Origin of the sequence: Lysinibacillus sp. FSL K6-1151, from assembly GCF_038630755.1 — a bacterium.
GTDB lineage: Bacteria > Bacillota > Bacilli > Bacillales_A > Planococcaceae > Lysinibacillus > Lysinibacillus fusiformis_D.
Map to the genome: position 1 here is coordinate 2,158,956 of NZ_CP152040.1, position 15,700 is coordinate 2,174,655.

Genomic DNA, 15,700 nt, shown 5'->3' on the forward strand with positions numbered 1-15,700 from the left:
TATTTACACCATATTGACAACACCTTCATTTTGGCAGCTGTTGCCATCGCTTCTTGGAATAATTTGAGTGATTCTTCATTCCCATCCTCTTTAAAAAAATCGCTATTTACCTTACCAAAAGAGATGCTAACCTTAATCAGCTTCCTCTCTTCATCACAGCCTAAACAAATGCTAGTAGAGAGCCTATGATTACGTGCAATGCTTCGCCTCTATAGACTCAATAAAACCATTATTTCCTGTCGTAGCGTTATCTTCTTTGTAATACATTAAATAAATGACAATGAAAGGGGCCAGGAGATGGGCTTATTTGATGGATTAATCGGCAATGCGAGCGAGGTGAATTTAGAAAAATTACAGGAGGAGGTCCGTGATTTATTGATTCCAAACGAAACAATCAAAAATGCCTATAAAATTATAAGAGACACGTTTATTTTTACGAATAAACGATTAATCCTTATCGATAAGCAAGGGGTGACTGGCAAGAAAACCGAATATCATTCCATCCCCTATAAAAATATCGTTCATTTTTCAGTAGAAACAGCCGGGACATTTGATTTAGATGCAGAGCTCAAAATATGGGTGTCAGGCAGTTCGTTACCGATTCAAAAAAACTTCAACAAGGCGACGAATATTTACAAAGTGCAAAGTGTTTTAGCGCAGTATGTTTTGGGGACGTAATGTATGGTACTAAAAGCCCGCATTTATGCGAGGCTTTTTTGTTGTGCAAAGAAAGGATGATAAAGATGAGGAAATACCTTGTGAAGGGTGTAAGGGATTCCAGTTCCGATTACGAAAAAAAGAATTACAGGACATTTAAAAATCAACAAAGAGGTGCGGGCATATATATTTTCTATGATGTAGAGAAAGTGTTAAGCGATAATAAGGTTGTTTAACTAAGAAGGACACATATATGGTAATATTTATTTAAAAAAGATGGAGTGAATTATGAGTAATTCTATTAATTATAAAATATGGAATGTGTGTATGATTCAAAGTGAAGAGAAGGTTTTACTTCTGGATAGACAGCACGACCATTTCAAAGGTTTTATTCCACCGGGTGGTAAAGTTGAATTTCCTGAAAGTATTGTAGAAAGTGCTATCAGAGAAGTAAAAGAAGAAACGGGGTTAGAAGTTAGAAACCTTATTTATAAAGGGCTTTATGAATATGTTAATCCAGTCGCAAAAGATAGATATATGATATTTAATTGCATAACAAAGGATTTCGAGGGTGAACTCTTGAAAGATGCTCCAGAGGGGAAAGCGGTTTGGGTAGATATAGAGAGCGCATATAAACTTCCTATGCAGCCATCGATACGGAGAAGATTTCCTTTATTTTTTCAAGATGGAACATTTGAGATTCAAGTTGAATGGAACCACGAAGAAAATAAAGAAGGGAAAGTTACTATACGTCACACCTAAAACTTGTTATTGGACTGACAGGGGGCAATCGTTCAATAGAGCAGTCGCTTTTCAATAACATCGAGGTCAGTTCAATACATATATATGTGAAGAATAAATAATGGGGCTTAAATTTACCCACTTTGTTAAATAGTTTAACTTTCAATATCTAAATGGTAGAGAGGGATTAAGAATAGCTAGAGAAAATTCTAAAATAAAAGGTGCTTGACCGTCCTTTTGTTTATTTAACGAACGGTGCATATTGTTGAAGAAGAAATTTTATAATAGTGATTTATTAAAGAATAGGGAAGTGGCAGTAACCATGAACTACATAATCAGATTAGCGAATGAAAACGACTTATCGGGTTTATGATAGTAGAAATAATAAAGATCTATTCACGAATTATTTAAAGCAATTTGCAAAAAAGGAATAATATCAAGACGCACTTATATTAGGTTTTGGAGTTCTTAAATTAAAAGGTACTTTGCTTCCTAAATTAAGTGACCTATATGTAAAAGAGGATTATCGTGGTAATGGTATAGGTTCAGACTTAATGAGGTATAGAGAAAATATTGCAAAGAGTTTAGGACATTCTGAAATATTTGTGAGTGTTGACTCGATAGAAAATCCCAACATGATAAAGTTAATTAGCAAACACGGTTACGAACCTATCTCTTACCTATAATAAAACTACACAAGAATTGATTTCAGGAAGTTGTTGAACTAACGGGGGCTAGTTGAACAAGATTTAAACAACTTTAATGAGCCTTCTTATAATATAATTTTTGTATTTTTTGATTAGAAATAACTTTATTATCATTTTACAGAAAGCAATTAAAGCGATGCTCAGTGTGACATGAGGAAAACCTAGTATTCTATGCATCCATTTACATGGAATTATTTTGAAATAATTAGTATTTTTTAGCATAAATTGACTTTGGACATACAATACTTTACAATGATTAGCTAAGGAATAGAGAATTTTCGTAAATTTCCTTACCAACTGAATAGCGTGTAGTAATAGGTGTAAATTGCGTGCAATTTGCTTAAAAGGGAAGTCGGTGCGAATCCGACACTGTCCCGCAACTGTAAATGTGAGCGACTTTTCAGCAACCACTGTCAAATGATGGGAAGGAGAAAAGTGGCGATGACCATGAGTCAGGATACCTGCCTATTACGAGTACACACCAGTAACCTACGAGGAATAGGAGGTGGCATGTTGACAAAACAGAATGCTCTGTTCGTCACGGTACGTCAAACGCCCAAAGTAAATGAAGGGGTTCGCAATCGGGCTCATTTACACATACTTAGGGTTTGTTTGGCATTGGGTGATGAACGAAGATAAGCGAAGGATTTCCTCAAAAATGGTAGGAAATCCTTTTTGTTTTGACATTATGTACGTAAAGGGGATGCATGTATGACTTCTTTAGATATGACCATTTGTAAGCAGCCACGCACAGAAGTTGCCAAGAAAGCGAAAACAAGAATGGCGGTCGAATCATTGATTGACCAATTATTAGCAACGAAGCTGATCCGCAATGATCGCTTCTTTGAGCAAATTTTATATAATAAAGAAATTATTTGGATACAAAATGGGGATGTGGACGGGCATCTTTTCGCGAAGGCAGCGGTAACCGATCAACTGAAAACGAAGACCAATAGCTTTATGATGTATATGCCGACTAACCCGATTGTCTATGAGGTTAACGGGGAGCCATACCATTTAATTACACGCATTGATTCCACTCGTGCCAAGCCCAACCTTGACCGTCTGTCACTGAAGCCAAAGCCTGTTTTAAGTGCAGCGCGTGTCAATGATGTATTATGCTCGATCGTGATGCGTTTTTATGAAACATATATCCATGATTTAGCGCCTCAACATGATAAGTTAATAGCCTTTGTGCAGCAGGAATACGCCCAATTTATTGAAGCGGTTCAGGCATTAAATGATTACCATTTCAACTGGCATCCACGCGGCAACGGTCACGAGCTATTGCTGCAATTAATTGATCAACTGCAAATTTTAAAAAGTTATCCTGGTAAAGTGCTAGTTGATTTCACAAACACGCATGACTACGTGATTGTCGAGCCTGCATACCTTGTGCACAGTTCTACAAAGAAAGCAGTAGGCGCATTATAAACTCAAGCCCTCCATCAAACGGAGGGCTTGTTTTTATTTATTTGAAGGGTAGGGGGTAAATACTCTTGTTCGAGCAGCGAATACTCGCGGAAGCAGATGAAATACTCTCGCTCAAGCAGCGAATACTCGCGGAAGGAGATGAAATACTCTCGTTCGAGCGGGGAATACTCGCGGAAGCAGATGAAATACTCTCGCTCCAGCAAGGAATACTCGCGCAAACAGGGTAAATATTCTCGCTCAAAGCAAGTAAACACCCGCGCAAGCAAACGGCTTCGCGCGGGCAGGATTACCTACTTACAGACAATGCATGGCTGCTTGTGCCTCGTGCCAAGGAACAGAATATCCTTTGCCCTTCGCACAAAAGATGCTGGAGGAGCTGTATTCTGGGTCGGCATTTTTATCGTAGCCAATGTGCGAAATAATTTCCTCGGCATTATGACACACATCATAGCCATCAAATTGGAGTGTGAGTGCGCCCTTACCATTGGTATAGGCCGCAAAGGTTGTGCTATAGCTCATTAGGGTGGCGACGGGCGCTCGTCCCGTTAGCACAACATCTGTTTCGGATAAGATGGGGTCATCGAATGTGCCAGCAGCTTGCTGTATGTCGCTCATCATGCGGCCGATAAAGTCGTTCGAAGCCTTCATTTTAAAGCGATAATAAGGTTCAAGCAGGATGTTCTGTGCTTGCTCAAGTCCTTGACGTAGCGCACGGAAACTAGCTTCTCGGAAATCGCCGCCCGATGTATGTTCATTATGTCCGCGACCTGTTAGCAGTGTAAAATGAATATCTGTCAGAGGGAAGCCTGTGAGTAAGCCATGGTGATCACGCTCAAACAGGTGCTTTTCAACAAGGCGTTGGTTGCCTACCGATAAATGATCCGCATGGCAGGCATTGCTAAATGTATTACCTACTCCTCGCGGATTGGGCTCCATTAGTAAATGAACTTCTGCATAATGCTTGAGGGGCTCAAAATGACCATAGCCTGTCACCGTCGTCGCAATGGTTTCCATATATAAAATTTGGGGCTCGCCAAAGGAGACCGTTAATGAAAAACGCTTCATTAACACTTCTATCAGTACCTCCAACTGAATAACGCCCATAATGTGCACATGGATTTCCTGGAACTTTTCCTGCCAAACCACACGTAAGGAAGGCTCTTCTGCTTCTAGTAAACGGAAAATTTGTAACACTTCCTTGATATGCTGATGGCCCTCATATTGAACCTTTGCCTGTAGCGTTGGGACAAGCTCATAGGGCTGTGACAGCATAGTAGTGCCGATGCGGTCTCCAATATTGGCCTGACTAAGTCCTTTAACAGCAAAAATCTCTCCCGCTTCAACCTGTTGGACGGTATCAAAGCGACTGCCATTATAGAGGCGAATTTCAGTCACTTTTTCTGTCACTTCTTCAAACGAAAATTCATCCCGAACATGTAAAACGCCCTTGACAGCCTTCATAAATGTTAAACGCTGGTGGCCGTCATGACGAATTTTAAAAACCTCCCCCTCAAACGGTGCATTCACTTCAAAATGGGTGTCTGTTAATAGAGGGAGCTGGGCAAGCAATTCCTTGATGCCCTCATCCTTTAGGGCAGACCCTGTAAAGCAGGGGAAGGCACATTCCTTTTGAATCATGGTCTGTAGCTGAGTAAGACATTGCTCATGCTCCAATGACTCATTCAAAAAGGCATTGAGCAGCTCTTCATTACGCTCAGCCAACCATTCCATGATGCCGCTTGAAACATAATCAGTACGAAGCGGTTCATCGACGAACAGCACCTGCTGGGAACAATCCTTGCGGAGCTGTGTCATAACGGCCTCCACATTGGCTCCTTCGCGATCAATTTTATTGATAAAGAAGAATGTTGGGACATGGTATTTGCGTAAAAGCTGCCACACGGTTTCCGTATGACCCTGTACGCCCTCGACCGCACTAATGATAACAATGGCATAATCCATCACACGAATGGCGCGCTCCATCTCAGGGGAGAAGTCGACATGCCCTGGTGTATCAATCAACGTGTATGTATCGTCGCCTATGTTCATGCGACCTTGCTCGGCAAAAATGGTAATACCACGCTTGCGCTCTAGCTCATGATGATCGAGAAAGGTATCCTGATGATCCACTCGACCACGAGCTTGAATGCTTTGTGTATGAAAAAGTACTTGCTCAGAGAAGGTTGTTTTACCTGCATCCACATGCGCAAGTACACCAATTGTTTTGTACATAACATATCCTCGTTTCTATCTATAGCTATCTTTTCATTGTAACAGAATACTAGCCTATATATTTCTTGTAAAATAGTTCGTATTTTTGTCGAAATAGTGCTAATATAATGATGATTATATATTTAGCAACATACTACTGATTGAGCTACAAATTTTCTTCTGCTAGTCTATCAATAGTATTAACCATTATAGAACGTATTGGTGCAAATGGCATTTGTCATTTGCTTAAAAGGGAAATCGGTGCAATTCCGATGCTGTCCCGCAACTGTAAATGGGGAGTCTGTACAGCATGCCACTGTAGTTTAACTATGGGAAGGCGTATAGATGATGAACCTAAGCCAGGATACCTGCCAGTATGTGTTTTTTGACTAAGAACCACGAGGATGGGGATAGTGATAAAGGTAATGTACCGTTTTTTCACTATGCTACTCTCTTGGCGACAAGAGGGTTTTTTTATGCCCTTCCCACGAATCCTGGTAGCAAAGAAGTCTTTGATTTCTTTCTATAGATGAACAACAAAGGAGAAAAGGACATGAAGAAATGGAAAAGTTTATGGCTGGTGATGGTCATTGCCTTGGTCGCTGTTTTAGGGGCTTGTAATGCAAAGGACAAATCTGAATCAGCAGCGCAAGATGAGAAGGTTGAGCCATCTGAGGCAGCAACGGAAGTAACCATTGACAATAATGAAACAACTCAAACATATAAGGAAGCACCTACAAAAGCGATTAGTTTAAATCAGCATGTGACAGAGATTATGCTAGCGCTAGGCTTAGAGGATTCCATGGTAGGCACAGCTTACTTAGATGATAAAATCTACGAGCCCCTACAAGAAGCATACGATAAAGTGCCTGTGCTTTCTGATCAATACCCAACGAAGGAGCAAGTAATTGATGCCGAGGCTGATTTCTTATATGCAGGCTGGAAGAGTGGCTTTGGTGAAAAGGGTGTTGGAACACCGGAAGAGCTTGAGGAGTTAGGCATTCATACGTATTTACATACGGCTTCCAATATGACAAAGCCAACACTAGAGGATATTTTCACTGATATTCGTAATATCGCAAAAATTTTCCGTATTGAGGATCGTGGAGAAGCCTTAATTGAGCAAATGACGCAAGATGTGGAGGCAATTCAAGCTAAATTACCAAAAGATAGTGAGAAATTACGTGTTCTCGTATTTGATAGCGGTGAAAAGGATGTCTTTACAGCTGGTCAAAACTTTATGAATGAACTAGTATCAATCGCTGGTGGTCAAAATATTTTTGGTGATGTGGAATCAGGCTGGACAACCGTGTCGAAGGAAGATGCGGTAGACCGTAATCCCGAGGTAGTTGTCGTGATCGATTATGGTGAAACAACGGCCGAACAAAAGATTCAATTCTTAAAAAATGATCCAGCATTAAAGGAGATGGAAGCTGTTAAAAATGATCGCTTTGTCATCCTGCCACTGTCAGCTGCGTCTGAAGGCGTTCGTGCGGCAGAGGCTATTGAAATTTTAGCGAAGGGCTTCTATCCTGATAACTTTTAAAATTCCGAGCTAGCATTGTGCTAGCTCCTTTTTCATAAGGAGCGATATCAATGAATGCATTTCAGAAAAACGTACCAGATCAAACATTTGAAACACTTAATCGTCATGGCGAATTTACACGCTTAGCTGTCAGCCCAGGTATTATTAATAAGCATTATACGCCTGCACAATTTCAAAAAATAGCAGAGGTTGCTGGCGAAAAGGGGGCGATTAAGTATTCGGCCTCCTATAGTATTTTAGTGTCCATTCCAACGAGTGCCGTGACAGAGGCTATGCAAGCCTTACGAGAAGTGGGTCTTTATGTTGCACCATCAGGACCCATCATCGCGATGAAGGCCTGTGATTTTTGTGATGGTGAAAAGATGGAGGCTGCTCCGATAACCGAACAGCTTTATCATGCTTTAGAGGGGATCGAGGTACCTGCAAGAGTACGTGTTAACATCAATGGCTGTGCGTCAGCCTGCTACAATGCAGTCTATGATGATATTGGACTCGTTTATCAGCAGGAGAGCTTTGATGTTTATTTAGGCGCTGTACCGATGGGGGCAAAGGCGCAGGCGGGCATGTTATTTGCGAAAAAGGTAGGTGTCGAGCACATTGAAGATTTTTTGCTACAAATGATGAACCTTTATAAGGAACATGCTCGTCCGAATGAACCCTTTTTTAAATTTTATCGCAGAACAAAATCAACCGAATATTGGGAATTAGTAAAAAAATCAATTAACTAGCAGGAATATTACTTAGGGTGTCGAAGTATTGTAGTAGAGTACAGAAAATGACAATACAAAGGAGCAAGAACATGACATCGAAACAAGGGATTCAACCAGAAGATCTTTACCACTTGAAATCAGTAGCCGATCCACAGCTCTCACCTGACGGGACTGAGGTAGTTTATGTTGAGACACGTATTGATGAGAAGAAAAAAGATTATGTCTCGAATTTGTTTTACATAAACCTGAAGAACAAAACACCACAGCAATGGACATTTGGGGAGGATAGAATAAGTTCTCCTATATGGTCACCTGATGGTAGTCAAGTTGCGTTTTTATCCACTAGAACAGGCAAGTCGCAAATTTATGTTCTTTCAAAAGCAGGCGGAGAGGCAAAGCAGGTGACATATTGTAAAAATGGTGTGACATCACCTGTGTGGTCACCATGCGGCAAGAAAATGGCCTTTTCTATCAAGCTAGGTAAAGATGAAACGATTTTGGATAAGGTAACGGATGAAAAGAAAGAAGAAAAAGAACTAAAGCCTCTAGAAATAGACAAGATGAAACATAAATCGGATGCTGCAGGTTTTTTGGATATGGAGCAGTTTAGTCAAATTGCGATCGTCCATTTAGAATCGGGCGAGTTAGAGCAAGTGACGAAAGGAAACAATCATGTCCATCTTGGTACATGGTCACCTGATGGTCAATATATGACGTACTTAGCTGATGTCGCAGAGGATACAGATTTTTCATTTAAGAGCGATATCTATTTATTAGATGTAGAAACAAAGCAAGCGCGTCCGTTAACAGAGGGAACAGGTATGTATTACCAAACGTCATGGTCTCCAAACAGTCGCTTCATCTCTTTCATAGGTAGTGAAAGAGAATTTGAAAATGCTACACAAGCAAAGCTATGGCTCTATGATTTGCAACAAAATCTGCTGACATGTGTAACAAGTGAATTTGACGCCCCTATTGGGGATTTTGCAATCGGCGATTTTCTTCAAGGTGTGGTGTCACCACGTGTTCAATGGTTGAATGATAATCATAGCTTCTACTTCCAAGTAACAGATCACGGTAATGCTGCGATTTATTTCGGAAATATAGATGGTGAAATCTATCCAGCTATTCACGATGATCAATATGTCTATGGTTTTTCACTTGATGCACAACATGATCAAGCAGTCGTAGCCATTAGTACAACGACGAATCCTGGCGATTTATTTTTCGTCAACCTAAAAACGGGTGAAAAAGAACAGCTGACGTCCATCAATGAAGAATTTTTAAAGACGAGAGCATTAGCTGTTCCAGAAGCCATTGAATTTGAGGGAGCAGAGGGCTGGAAGGTAAATGGTTGGATCATGAAGCCAGTTGGTTATGAGGAAGGGAAAAAATATCCTCTAGTGCTTGAAATTCATGGCGGGCCACATGCGATGTATGCCAATACTTATTTTAATGAGTTCCAAATTCTAGCTGCACAAGGATTTGCGGTGCTATATACGAACCCACGTGGCAGTCATGGCTATGGTCAAACGTTTGTTGATGCAGTGCGTGGTGATTATGGTGGCAATGATTATGAGGATCTAATGGCGGCTGTGGACTATGTGCTGGAGCACTATGATTTTATTGATGCAGACCGTCTTGGAGTGACAGGTGGGAGCTATGGCGGCTTTATGACCAACTGGATTGTTGGCCAGACGAATCGCTTTAAAGCAGCTGTGACGCAGCGCTCTATTTCGAACTGGATTAGCTTTTACGGTGTCAGTGATATTGGGTATTACTTTACAGATTGGCAAATTCTTGCGGGACTTGACGATATCGAAAAGCTTTGGCATCATTCACCGCTGAAATATGTCAATAATATCGAAACACCATTGCTCATTTTACACGCTGAAAAAGACTATCGCTGTCCAATTGAGCAGGCGGAGCAATTATTTATCGCCTTAAAGCATCGTAAAAAAGAAACAAAATTCGTGCGCTTCCCTGAGTCCAATCATGAACTGTCAAGGAGCGGAAAACCAACTTTAAGAATCAATCGACTTGAATATATTCGCGATTGGTTTGTGAACTATCTATAAGTAGTATTCAGAGGTGACTTAAGAAATGAATTTCTTAGGTCACTTTTTTATATAAAAAGACAGAATCATAAAGAAATGATTCTGTCTTGAATTCCTGTTAGTCCATTTTTTGAATAAAGACGACCTTCAAATAATTAAATTCAGGGTATTCACGTGAAACACGGAAATCCTTTGGTAAACCGTATTCCTCTACAATTTTATAGCGTGTACGGGTTTCTTTAAATGCTTGGTCAATAAAGCCTTTGAACTTTTTCATCCCAAAGCTAGCATTATTTGTGGAAGCGACAATGATGCCATTTTTAGCGGTAATAGCAATGGCATCCTTCAGTAATTTAGGGTAGTCCTTTGCTGTTGAAAATGTCATTTGCCTCGTACGGGCAAAGCTAGGTGGGTCTAATACAACAAGATCAAATTGTAAGGCGTGACGCTGCGCATATTTAAAATAATGGAAAACGTCCATTACTTTAATATCCTGTGCTTCATAATCAATTTGATTCACACTGAATTGCTCAATGGTTTTGGCAAGACTGCGTTTAGCTACATCCACACTTGTTGTTTTCATGGCGCCTCCTAGAGCAGCTGCCACTGAAAATGCTCCTGTATAGGAGAATGTATTAAGCATGTTTGTATGGTTTGCATAACGCTCACGAATAGCCAAACGTACCTCGCGTTGATCTAGGAAAATCCCCGTCATCGCTCCGTCGTTTAAATGAACTGCGTATGTCATACCATTTTCCTTCACCATGATTGGAAATTCACCAGGCGTGCCCGTCACAAAATCATCCTGTTCAATATACTGCCCTTTGCTATCAAAGCGTTTTTTCTCATAAATAGCTTGGTAGTTCACCGTCTCAGCAAGCGCCTCATATACGACATCTTTCAAGGAGTAAATGCCCTCACTATACCAGCTCACCATGTAGTAGCCATTAAAAAAGTCAATCGTGAGACCGCCGATGCCATCTCCTTCACCATTAAATACACGAAAGGCTGTTGTGTTTTCATTGTTGAAAAATGCTGCACGATTGTCGATGGCTTTTTTGAATTTTTTCATGAAAAAAGTCTTATCGATGGTTTCGTTCACATCAGTTGTTAGCACCCAGCCAATCCCTTTATTTTGAATACCGTAGTATCCTGTACCAATAAAACGATTATGGTGATCCATGAGCTTGAGAAGCGTACCTTGCTCAGAAGGTAGGCGTCTTGCATCGACCGCATCCTTTGAAATAAGTGGATAGCCTTTTTTTAATTGCTCAGAATAGGGCAGTTGTATTTGTAATGTCATTGTTTGTGTCATCATGTCATCCTTTAAAAAACGTTTTGCTCTATTATCGCACTGTTTGAGCTGGATAGCCAAACTTATTTCAAGAATTCCACAATTTTTGCCACCGTTTCGTTTGTGGCATCTTCAAAATAATTCATTTTACTGAAATAACTATGAATTAGACCTGGCATTGTGACATGTTCTACTGCAACGCCACCAGCTTTTAGTTTTTCTGCATAGCTTAGTCCTTCATCATAGAGAACATCAGCCTCAGCAGCTATGATGATTGTTTTAGGCATGTTACGAACATTCTCTAGCTGAAGAGGGGACACGAGCGGGTTTGTAAAGTTTGCTTCATCTGTATAATGCTGAGAGAACCACTGCATGCCCTGTGCATCTAAGCCGTAGTTTTCACCAAAAAGCTGATAGGATTCCGTTGTAAAGTCGACATTTGTCACGGGATAGATTAGTGCTTGAGCTTGTAACGCTGGACCACCCAATGTAGTAGTTAAGTAAGCAACAACGGTAGCTAAATTTCCACCTGCACTGTCCCCAGCAACAGTTAAGCGATTGACATCTCCACCAAAGGCTTTGATATGCTCAGACACCCATACTAAGCTATCGTAGGCATCATATAAGGGAGTTGGGAAGGGGTATTCTGGTGCTAAACGATAGTCTACTGATACGACAATCGCCTGTGCTTGGTCTGCTAATAGCTGACAGCCTGCATCGACAGACTCTAAATTGCCGTAAACCCAGCCACCACCATGGTAATAAACAATGACAGGTAATGTTTTGTCAAGGACAGGCGTATAGAGACGAAGTGTAATGGCAGCTCCATCTCGCACCGTAATATTGTAATCTTTGATGGATGCTAGCTTTGGTCTGTGTGGTGATTGCCAAAGCGTAGCTGTGCGCATTGCTCTTGCTTCCTGTGGGGTAACTTGGTAATAAGGTATGCCCGTATGCTGGGCTTCAATATAATGAACAGCTTCTTTTCTTAAAGTAGTCATCTTCATCATTCCTTTATCGTGACGTTGGATATCTCTATTATAAACTATTCATATAATTTTACTAGGATTTAATTTTATAAAAAGAAAATTCATTCATAAATGAGGTGAAATACGCTCATTATGTTTATAATAAAAAAGATGAAAGTATTTGGAGGGACAGTATGATTTCTTTAATTGTGGCACATGATGACAACCATGTCATTGGTTATAACAACGGGATGCCTTGGCATTTACCAGGAGATTTGCAGTATTTTAAAGAGAAAACAATGGGTAAGCCGATGATAATGGGACGTAAAACATTCGAATCCATTGGTCGTCCACTTCCAGGGCGTCGCAACATTGTCATTACGCGCGATGAGAACTACCAAGCGGATGGTATTGAAATCGTGACAAGCTTAGAGGAAGCATTAGCACAAGCTGGAGATGTACCTGAAATCATGATTATTGGTGGTGAGCAAATTTTCCGTTTAGTAATGGAGAAGGCAGATCGTTTATATATTACAAAAATTAATCATGCCTTCCAAGGAGATACCTATTTCCCAAGCTATGAGCAGGATTTTATTGAAATATCATCAGAAAAGCCTGAAACAGCACCAGAAGGCTATACATTCCAATATCAAATTTTTGAACGTAAATAGTGGTGAGACAAGCGCGGTTTTAGTAGACCGTGCTTATTCTGCGTTTAGGGGAGATTCGATGGGAAAAATAACATTATTGAGTGGAGAAATGGCTCATGTTGATTGTTTGAGCTGTGCAATCACAAGTGGACAAATCGAACCCAATGGAGGTGTTGTCGTTGAAACGGATTATTTTCACGCTCACCAGGATGTAGCGTACCCCATAAAGGGATTAGTCATTTTAGCTTCAAAACGTCATATTCATGGCTTTGATGAATTAAAAGAACATGAAAAAATGGACTATATTAACCTCTTAACAACAATCAGAAAGGCTCAAAGGGAAGTATTAGGTATAGAATATGTTTATTACTTTTACAATGAAGATACGACACACCACTTTCATACTTGGATGGTGCCTCGCTATGAGTGGATGAATGGATTTGGGCGTTCTGTTGAATCCCTGAGGCCAATTTTACTGCATGCTAGGCATAAATTGAATGATGAAGAGAATGACAAAGAGGTAAAGGAAGCCATTGCGCTTTTACGAGAATCCATAAAAAAACGCTCCTTATGAAGGGAGCCTTTTTTTATAAATAGAAATAGACACAAGCATACATAGAAGCACAGCCCGCCAGTACAAAAAGGTGCCAAATCGCATGGTTGTAGGGTAGGGAGCGCCATGCATAAAACATTGCTCCAATGGTATAGAATAGCCCACCTGCTAGCAGCAAAGCAAAGCCATAAAAACCTAAGTAGAGATAAACGGGCTTAATGGCGAAAATAATTAACCAGCCCATACCAATATAAAAAATCAAGGAAAGTACTTCGAAACGATTAATAAAGAAACATTTAAACAGTACACCGAGTACAGCGAGTGACCAAATAATACATAATAATGTCAAGCCTAGTGTGCCACCAACAGCAATTAATAAAAACGGCGTATAGGTGCCGGCAATTAAAATATAAATGGACGAGTGGTCCAAAATAGCAAAAAAGTGTTTATATTTTCCTGGCATACTGTGTAGCAATGTAGACATTAAAAACAAAATGATGACAGACGCACCAAAAATGCTAAAGGTTGTAATATGTAGTGCATTTCCTGTTTGGACGGCTGCTAACAATAAGACAACCAGTGCCGGAATACTAACAACGAAACCAATACCGTGTGTAATGGCATTCCATAGCTCTTCTTTCCATGATTTATAGTCAAATGAATCCACCATTTGAAACACTCCTTTCGTTCATGTATTTACTATACCCCAATAATTTATTCTTGAACATTTACATTTGTCATATATTTCATATCAAAAATGTCATAAGGCTGTCATATTCTTTGAGGGGCATTGATAGACAAGAGGTGGGCGAAAACGCTATAGTATCCAAGGTAGCGTTTACATGCAAGTTAGGACAGGGCATTACCTAATGACAAATGTCATGTTTACATAATGATTCATTAGTCTATATAATAAATTTTAATGAAGTAAAAGGATGTGTCGAAGTGGGACGAATTCATATAATAACGGACTCAACTTGTGATTTAACAAAAGAAGAAGTAGCACAACATGGCATACATATCGTGCCTTTAACGATTCAAATTGATGGTCAAACATATACAGATGGTGTGGATTTAGAGCCGCAGTCTTTTTTAGGCTTAATGAAAAATGCGAAAAATTTACCGAAAAGTTCACAGCCAGCTCCAGGGAAATTTAAAGAATTATATGATGAGCTTGGGAAAGATGGGGATCGAATTATCTCCATCCATATGACAGGTGGTATGAGCGGAACAGTGGAATCGGCACGCCAAGCGGCACAAATGACAGACGCTGATGTAACGGTCATCGACTCACGCTTTATAGCGATTGGTCTCGCTATTCAACTACGTGAAGCCATCCGCATGCGTGATGAGGGCGCAACCGTAGAGGAGATTGTGGCACGTTTGGACAAAGTACGTGACAATACCTACCTATATGTTATTGTAGATACGCTTGAAAACCTAATTAAAGGTGGTCGAATTGGTAAAGGAAAGGGCTTTATCGGTTCACTTCTAAACATCAAAGTCATTGCCAACCTTGAAGGCGGCGTTTACAACCCTGTATCAAAAGTACGTAGCCATAAGCAGGTAGTCAATTACTTATTTAAACAATTTCAAGAAGACACAGCTGGAAAAACAGTCAAGGCAGTGGGCATTTCCCATGCAGATGGCCTATTAACGATGGGCAATCCATTAAAAGCCTTAATCGAAGAGACGGGTTTTAACGATGTAGAAATTGCATTCACATCCCCAATCATCTCGACACACACAGGCCCAGGAGCCATCGGTTTTATTTATTTTGCAGAATAATAGTGAGGAGCTACTACATAAGTAATTGTAGTGGCTTTTTTTCATGCTTAGATCATATTGGACACATTCGAGAGATGGGCGTTTTGTACGACTGCATTCTAAATAAGAGCGCTTTACCGCTAAAGAAGAGTAGCTTCGCATTTGCCTCAAGGCTGAGCGGCTTCGAATGAGGCATGAGCGCATTTGCCTCAAGGCTGAACGACTTGGAATCAGATGAGAGTACTGCCATCAAAGGTGAGCGACTTTACTCGAAATAAAAACACTTCACCACCAATCATGAACAAACACTAGCTATTCCTATTATAAAGCCACATTACCCAGTGAAGAAACTTGGCAGGAGCACAAAATTATGGAGAACTAAGGGTTAGTCACTTTTCATTGCGG

15 protein-coding genes and 2 riboswitches are annotated in these 15,700 nt (G+C 40.3%); of the genes, 11 read left to right on the forward strand and 4 right to left on the reverse strand.

Annotation, left to right across the window (positions count from 1 at the left end; genetic code table 11):
• Positions 1-297: 297 nt before the first annotated feature.
• The 5 genes from MHI04_RS10430 to MHI04_RS10450 all read left to right on the forward strand — a co-directional run bounded on the left by MHI04_RS10430 (position 298) and on the right by MHI04_RS10450 (position 3,766).
• On the forward strand, positions 298-678 hold the full coding sequence (locus MHI04_RS10430; RefSeq protein WP_036122398.1) for a PH domain-containing protein: 381 nt from the start codon (positions 298-300) through the stop codon (positions 676-678).
• 267 nt (positions 679-945) lie between these two features.
• A complete protein-coding gene (locus tag MHI04_RS10435; protein WP_342535671.1) occupies positions 946-1,419 on the forward strand; it encodes an 8-oxo-dGTP diphosphatase in 474 nt (157 codons plus the stop codon).
• Positions 1,420-1,883: 464 nt separating this feature from the next.
• Positions 1,884-2,084, forward strand: coding sequence for a GNAT family N-acetyltransferase (locus MHI04_RS10440; RefSeq protein WP_342503824.1), 201 nt, complete (start codon positions 1,884-1,886; stop codon positions 2,082-2,084).
• A 320-nt stretch (positions 2,085-2,404) separates the two neighbouring features.
• Positions 2,405-2,589: riboswitch (cobalamin riboswitch) on the forward strand.
• Positions 2,590-2,816: 227 nt separating this feature from the next.
• Positions 2,817-3,539 carry a hypothetical protein gene (locus MHI04_RS10445; protein ID WP_340834161.1) on the forward strand — a complete coding sequence of 241 codons (723 nt, stop codon included), beginning with the start codon at positions 2,817-2,819 and terminating at the stop codon, positions 3,537-3,539.
• 65 nt (positions 3,540-3,604) lie between these two features.
• A complete protein-coding gene (locus MHI04_RS10450) occupies positions 3,605-3,766 on the forward strand; it encodes a hypothetical protein (RefSeq protein ID WP_342535672.1) in 162 nt (53 codons plus the stop codon).
• Between the two features lie 67 nt (positions 3,767-3,833).
• Here the strand turns inward: MHI04_RS10450 and MHI04_RS10455 are convergent, their stop codons facing one another.
• Complete coding sequence (locus tag MHI04_RS10455) at positions 3,834-5,771, reverse strand: translation factor GTPase family protein (RefSeq protein WP_342535673.1); 1,938 nt, start codon at positions 5,769-5,771, stop codon at positions 3,834-3,836.
• A 182-nt stretch (positions 5,772-5,953) separates the two neighbouring features.
• A riboswitch (cobalamin riboswitch) is annotated at positions 5,954-6,141 on the forward strand.
• 162 nt (positions 6,142-6,303) lie between these two features.
• Between MHI04_RS10455 and MHI04_RS10460 the strand changes: the two genes are divergently transcribed.
• The 3 genes from MHI04_RS10460 to MHI04_RS10470 all read left to right on the forward strand — a co-directional run bounded on the left by MHI04_RS10460 (position 6,304) and on the right by MHI04_RS10470 (position 10,084).
• Positions 6,304-7,296 carry an ABC transporter substrate-binding protein gene (locus tag MHI04_RS10460; RefSeq protein ID WP_089932185.1) on the forward strand — a complete coding sequence of 331 codons (993 nt, stop codon included), beginning with the start codon at positions 6,304-6,306 and terminating at the stop codon, positions 7,294-7,296.
• Between the two features lie 50 nt (positions 7,297-7,346).
• Positions 7,347-8,024: a precorrin-3B methylase gene (locus MHI04_RS10465; RefSeq protein WP_089932183.1), complete on the forward strand. Its 678-nt coding sequence runs from the start codon at positions 7,347-7,349 to the stop codon at positions 8,022-8,024.
• Between the two features lie 71 nt (positions 8,025-8,095).
• The gene (locus tag MHI04_RS10470) at positions 8,096-10,084 is read left to right on the forward strand and encodes a S9 family peptidase (protein ID WP_089932181.1); all 1,989 of its coding nucleotides are present in this window, start codon (positions 8,096-8,098) and stop codon (positions 10,082-10,084) included.
• Between the two features lie 97 nt (positions 10,085-10,181).
• On the opposite strand, the gene MHI04_RS10475 is transcribed toward MHI04_RS10470, so the two are convergent.
• Positions 10,182-11,378 carry a class I SAM-dependent rRNA methyltransferase gene (locus MHI04_RS10475; protein WP_089932180.1) on the reverse strand — a complete coding sequence of 399 codons (1,197 nt, stop codon included), beginning with the start codon at positions 11,376-11,378 and terminating at the stop codon, positions 10,182-10,184.
• Between the two features lie 62 nt (positions 11,379-11,440).
• The gene (locus MHI04_RS10480) at positions 11,441-12,358 is read right to left on the reverse strand and encodes an alpha/beta hydrolase (protein WP_089932178.1); all 918 of its coding nucleotides are present in this window, start codon (positions 12,356-12,358) and stop codon (positions 11,441-11,443) included.
• Positions 12,359-12,519: 161 nt separating this feature from the next.
• Between MHI04_RS10480 and MHI04_RS10485 the strand changes: the two genes are divergently transcribed.
• Together MHI04_RS10485 and MHI04_RS10490 are read left to right on the forward strand one after the other, a co-directional pair.
• On the forward strand, positions 12,520-12,996 hold the full coding sequence (locus tag MHI04_RS10485; RefSeq protein WP_036126163.1) for a dihydrofolate reductase: 477 nt from the start codon (positions 12,520-12,522) through the stop codon (positions 12,994-12,996).
• A 58-nt stretch (positions 12,997-13,054) separates the two neighbouring features.
• Positions 13,055-13,549: a hypothetical protein gene (locus MHI04_RS10490; RefSeq protein WP_058843199.1), complete on the forward strand. Its 495-nt coding sequence runs from the start codon at positions 13,055-13,057 to the stop codon at positions 13,547-13,549.
• Between the two features lie 13 nt (positions 13,550-13,562).
• Here MHI04_RS10490 and MHI04_RS10495 read toward each other — a convergent pair whose 3' ends face one another.
• Entirely contained in the window at positions 13,563-14,198 is a 636-nt protein-coding gene (locus MHI04_RS10495; protein ID WP_036126159.1) for a hemolysin III family protein, read from the reverse strand.
• A gap of 275 nt (positions 14,199-14,473) precedes the next feature.
• Between MHI04_RS10495 and MHI04_RS10500 the strand changes: the two genes are divergently transcribed.
• On the forward strand, positions 14,474-15,316 hold the full coding sequence (locus MHI04_RS10500) for a DegV family protein (RefSeq protein ID WP_036126157.1): 843 nt from the start codon (positions 14,474-14,476) through the stop codon (positions 15,314-15,316).
• Positions 15,317-15,700: the final 384 nt, after the last annotated feature.

Bases quoted from the DNA above. Each gene is read 5' to 3' on its own strand.
- MHI04_RS10495 (WP_036126159.1), bottom strand. From the start codon at position 14,198: ATGGTGGATTCATTTGACTATAAATCATGGAAAGAAGAGCTATGGAAT.
- MHI04_RS10445 (WP_340834161.1), top strand. From the start codon at position 2,817: ATGACTTCTTTAGATATGACCATTTGTAAGCAGCCACGCACAGAAGTT.
- MHI04_RS10435 (WP_342535671.1), top strand. From the start codon at position 946: ATGAGTAATTCTATTAATTATAAAATATGGAATGTGTGTATGATTCAA.
- MHI04_RS10430 (WP_036122398.1), top strand. From the start codon at position 298: ATGGGCTTATTTGATGGATTAATCGGCAATGCGAGCGAGGTGAATTTA.
- MHI04_RS10465 (WP_089932183.1), top strand. From the start codon at position 7,347: ATGAATGCATTTCAGAAAAACGTACCAGATCAAACATTTGAAACACTT.
- MHI04_RS10470 (WP_089932181.1), top strand. From the start codon at position 8,096: ATGACATCGAAACAAGGGATTCAACCAGAAGATCTTTACCACTTGAAA.
- MHI04_RS10485 (WP_036126163.1), top strand. From the start codon at position 12,520: ATGATTTCTTTAATTGTGGCACATGATGACAACCATGTCATTGGTTAT.
- MHI04_RS10475 (WP_089932180.1), bottom strand. From the start codon at position 11,378: ATGACACAAACAATGACATTACAAATACAACTGCCCTATTCTGAGCAA.
- MHI04_RS10455 (WP_342535673.1), bottom strand. From the start codon at position 5,771: ATGTACAAAACAATTGGTGTACTTGCGCATGTGGATGCAGGTAAAACA.
- MHI04_RS10480 (WP_089932178.1), bottom strand. From the start codon at position 12,358: ATGACTACTTTAAGAAAAGAAGCTGTTCATTATATTGAAGCCCAGCAT.
- MHI04_RS10460 (WP_089932185.1), top strand. From the start codon at position 6,304: ATGAAGAAATGGAAAAGTTTATGGCTGGTGATGGTCATTGCCTTGGTC.
- MHI04_RS10490 (WP_058843199.1), top strand. From the start codon at position 13,055: ATGGGAAAAATAACATTATTGAGTGGAGAAATGGCTCATGTTGATTGT.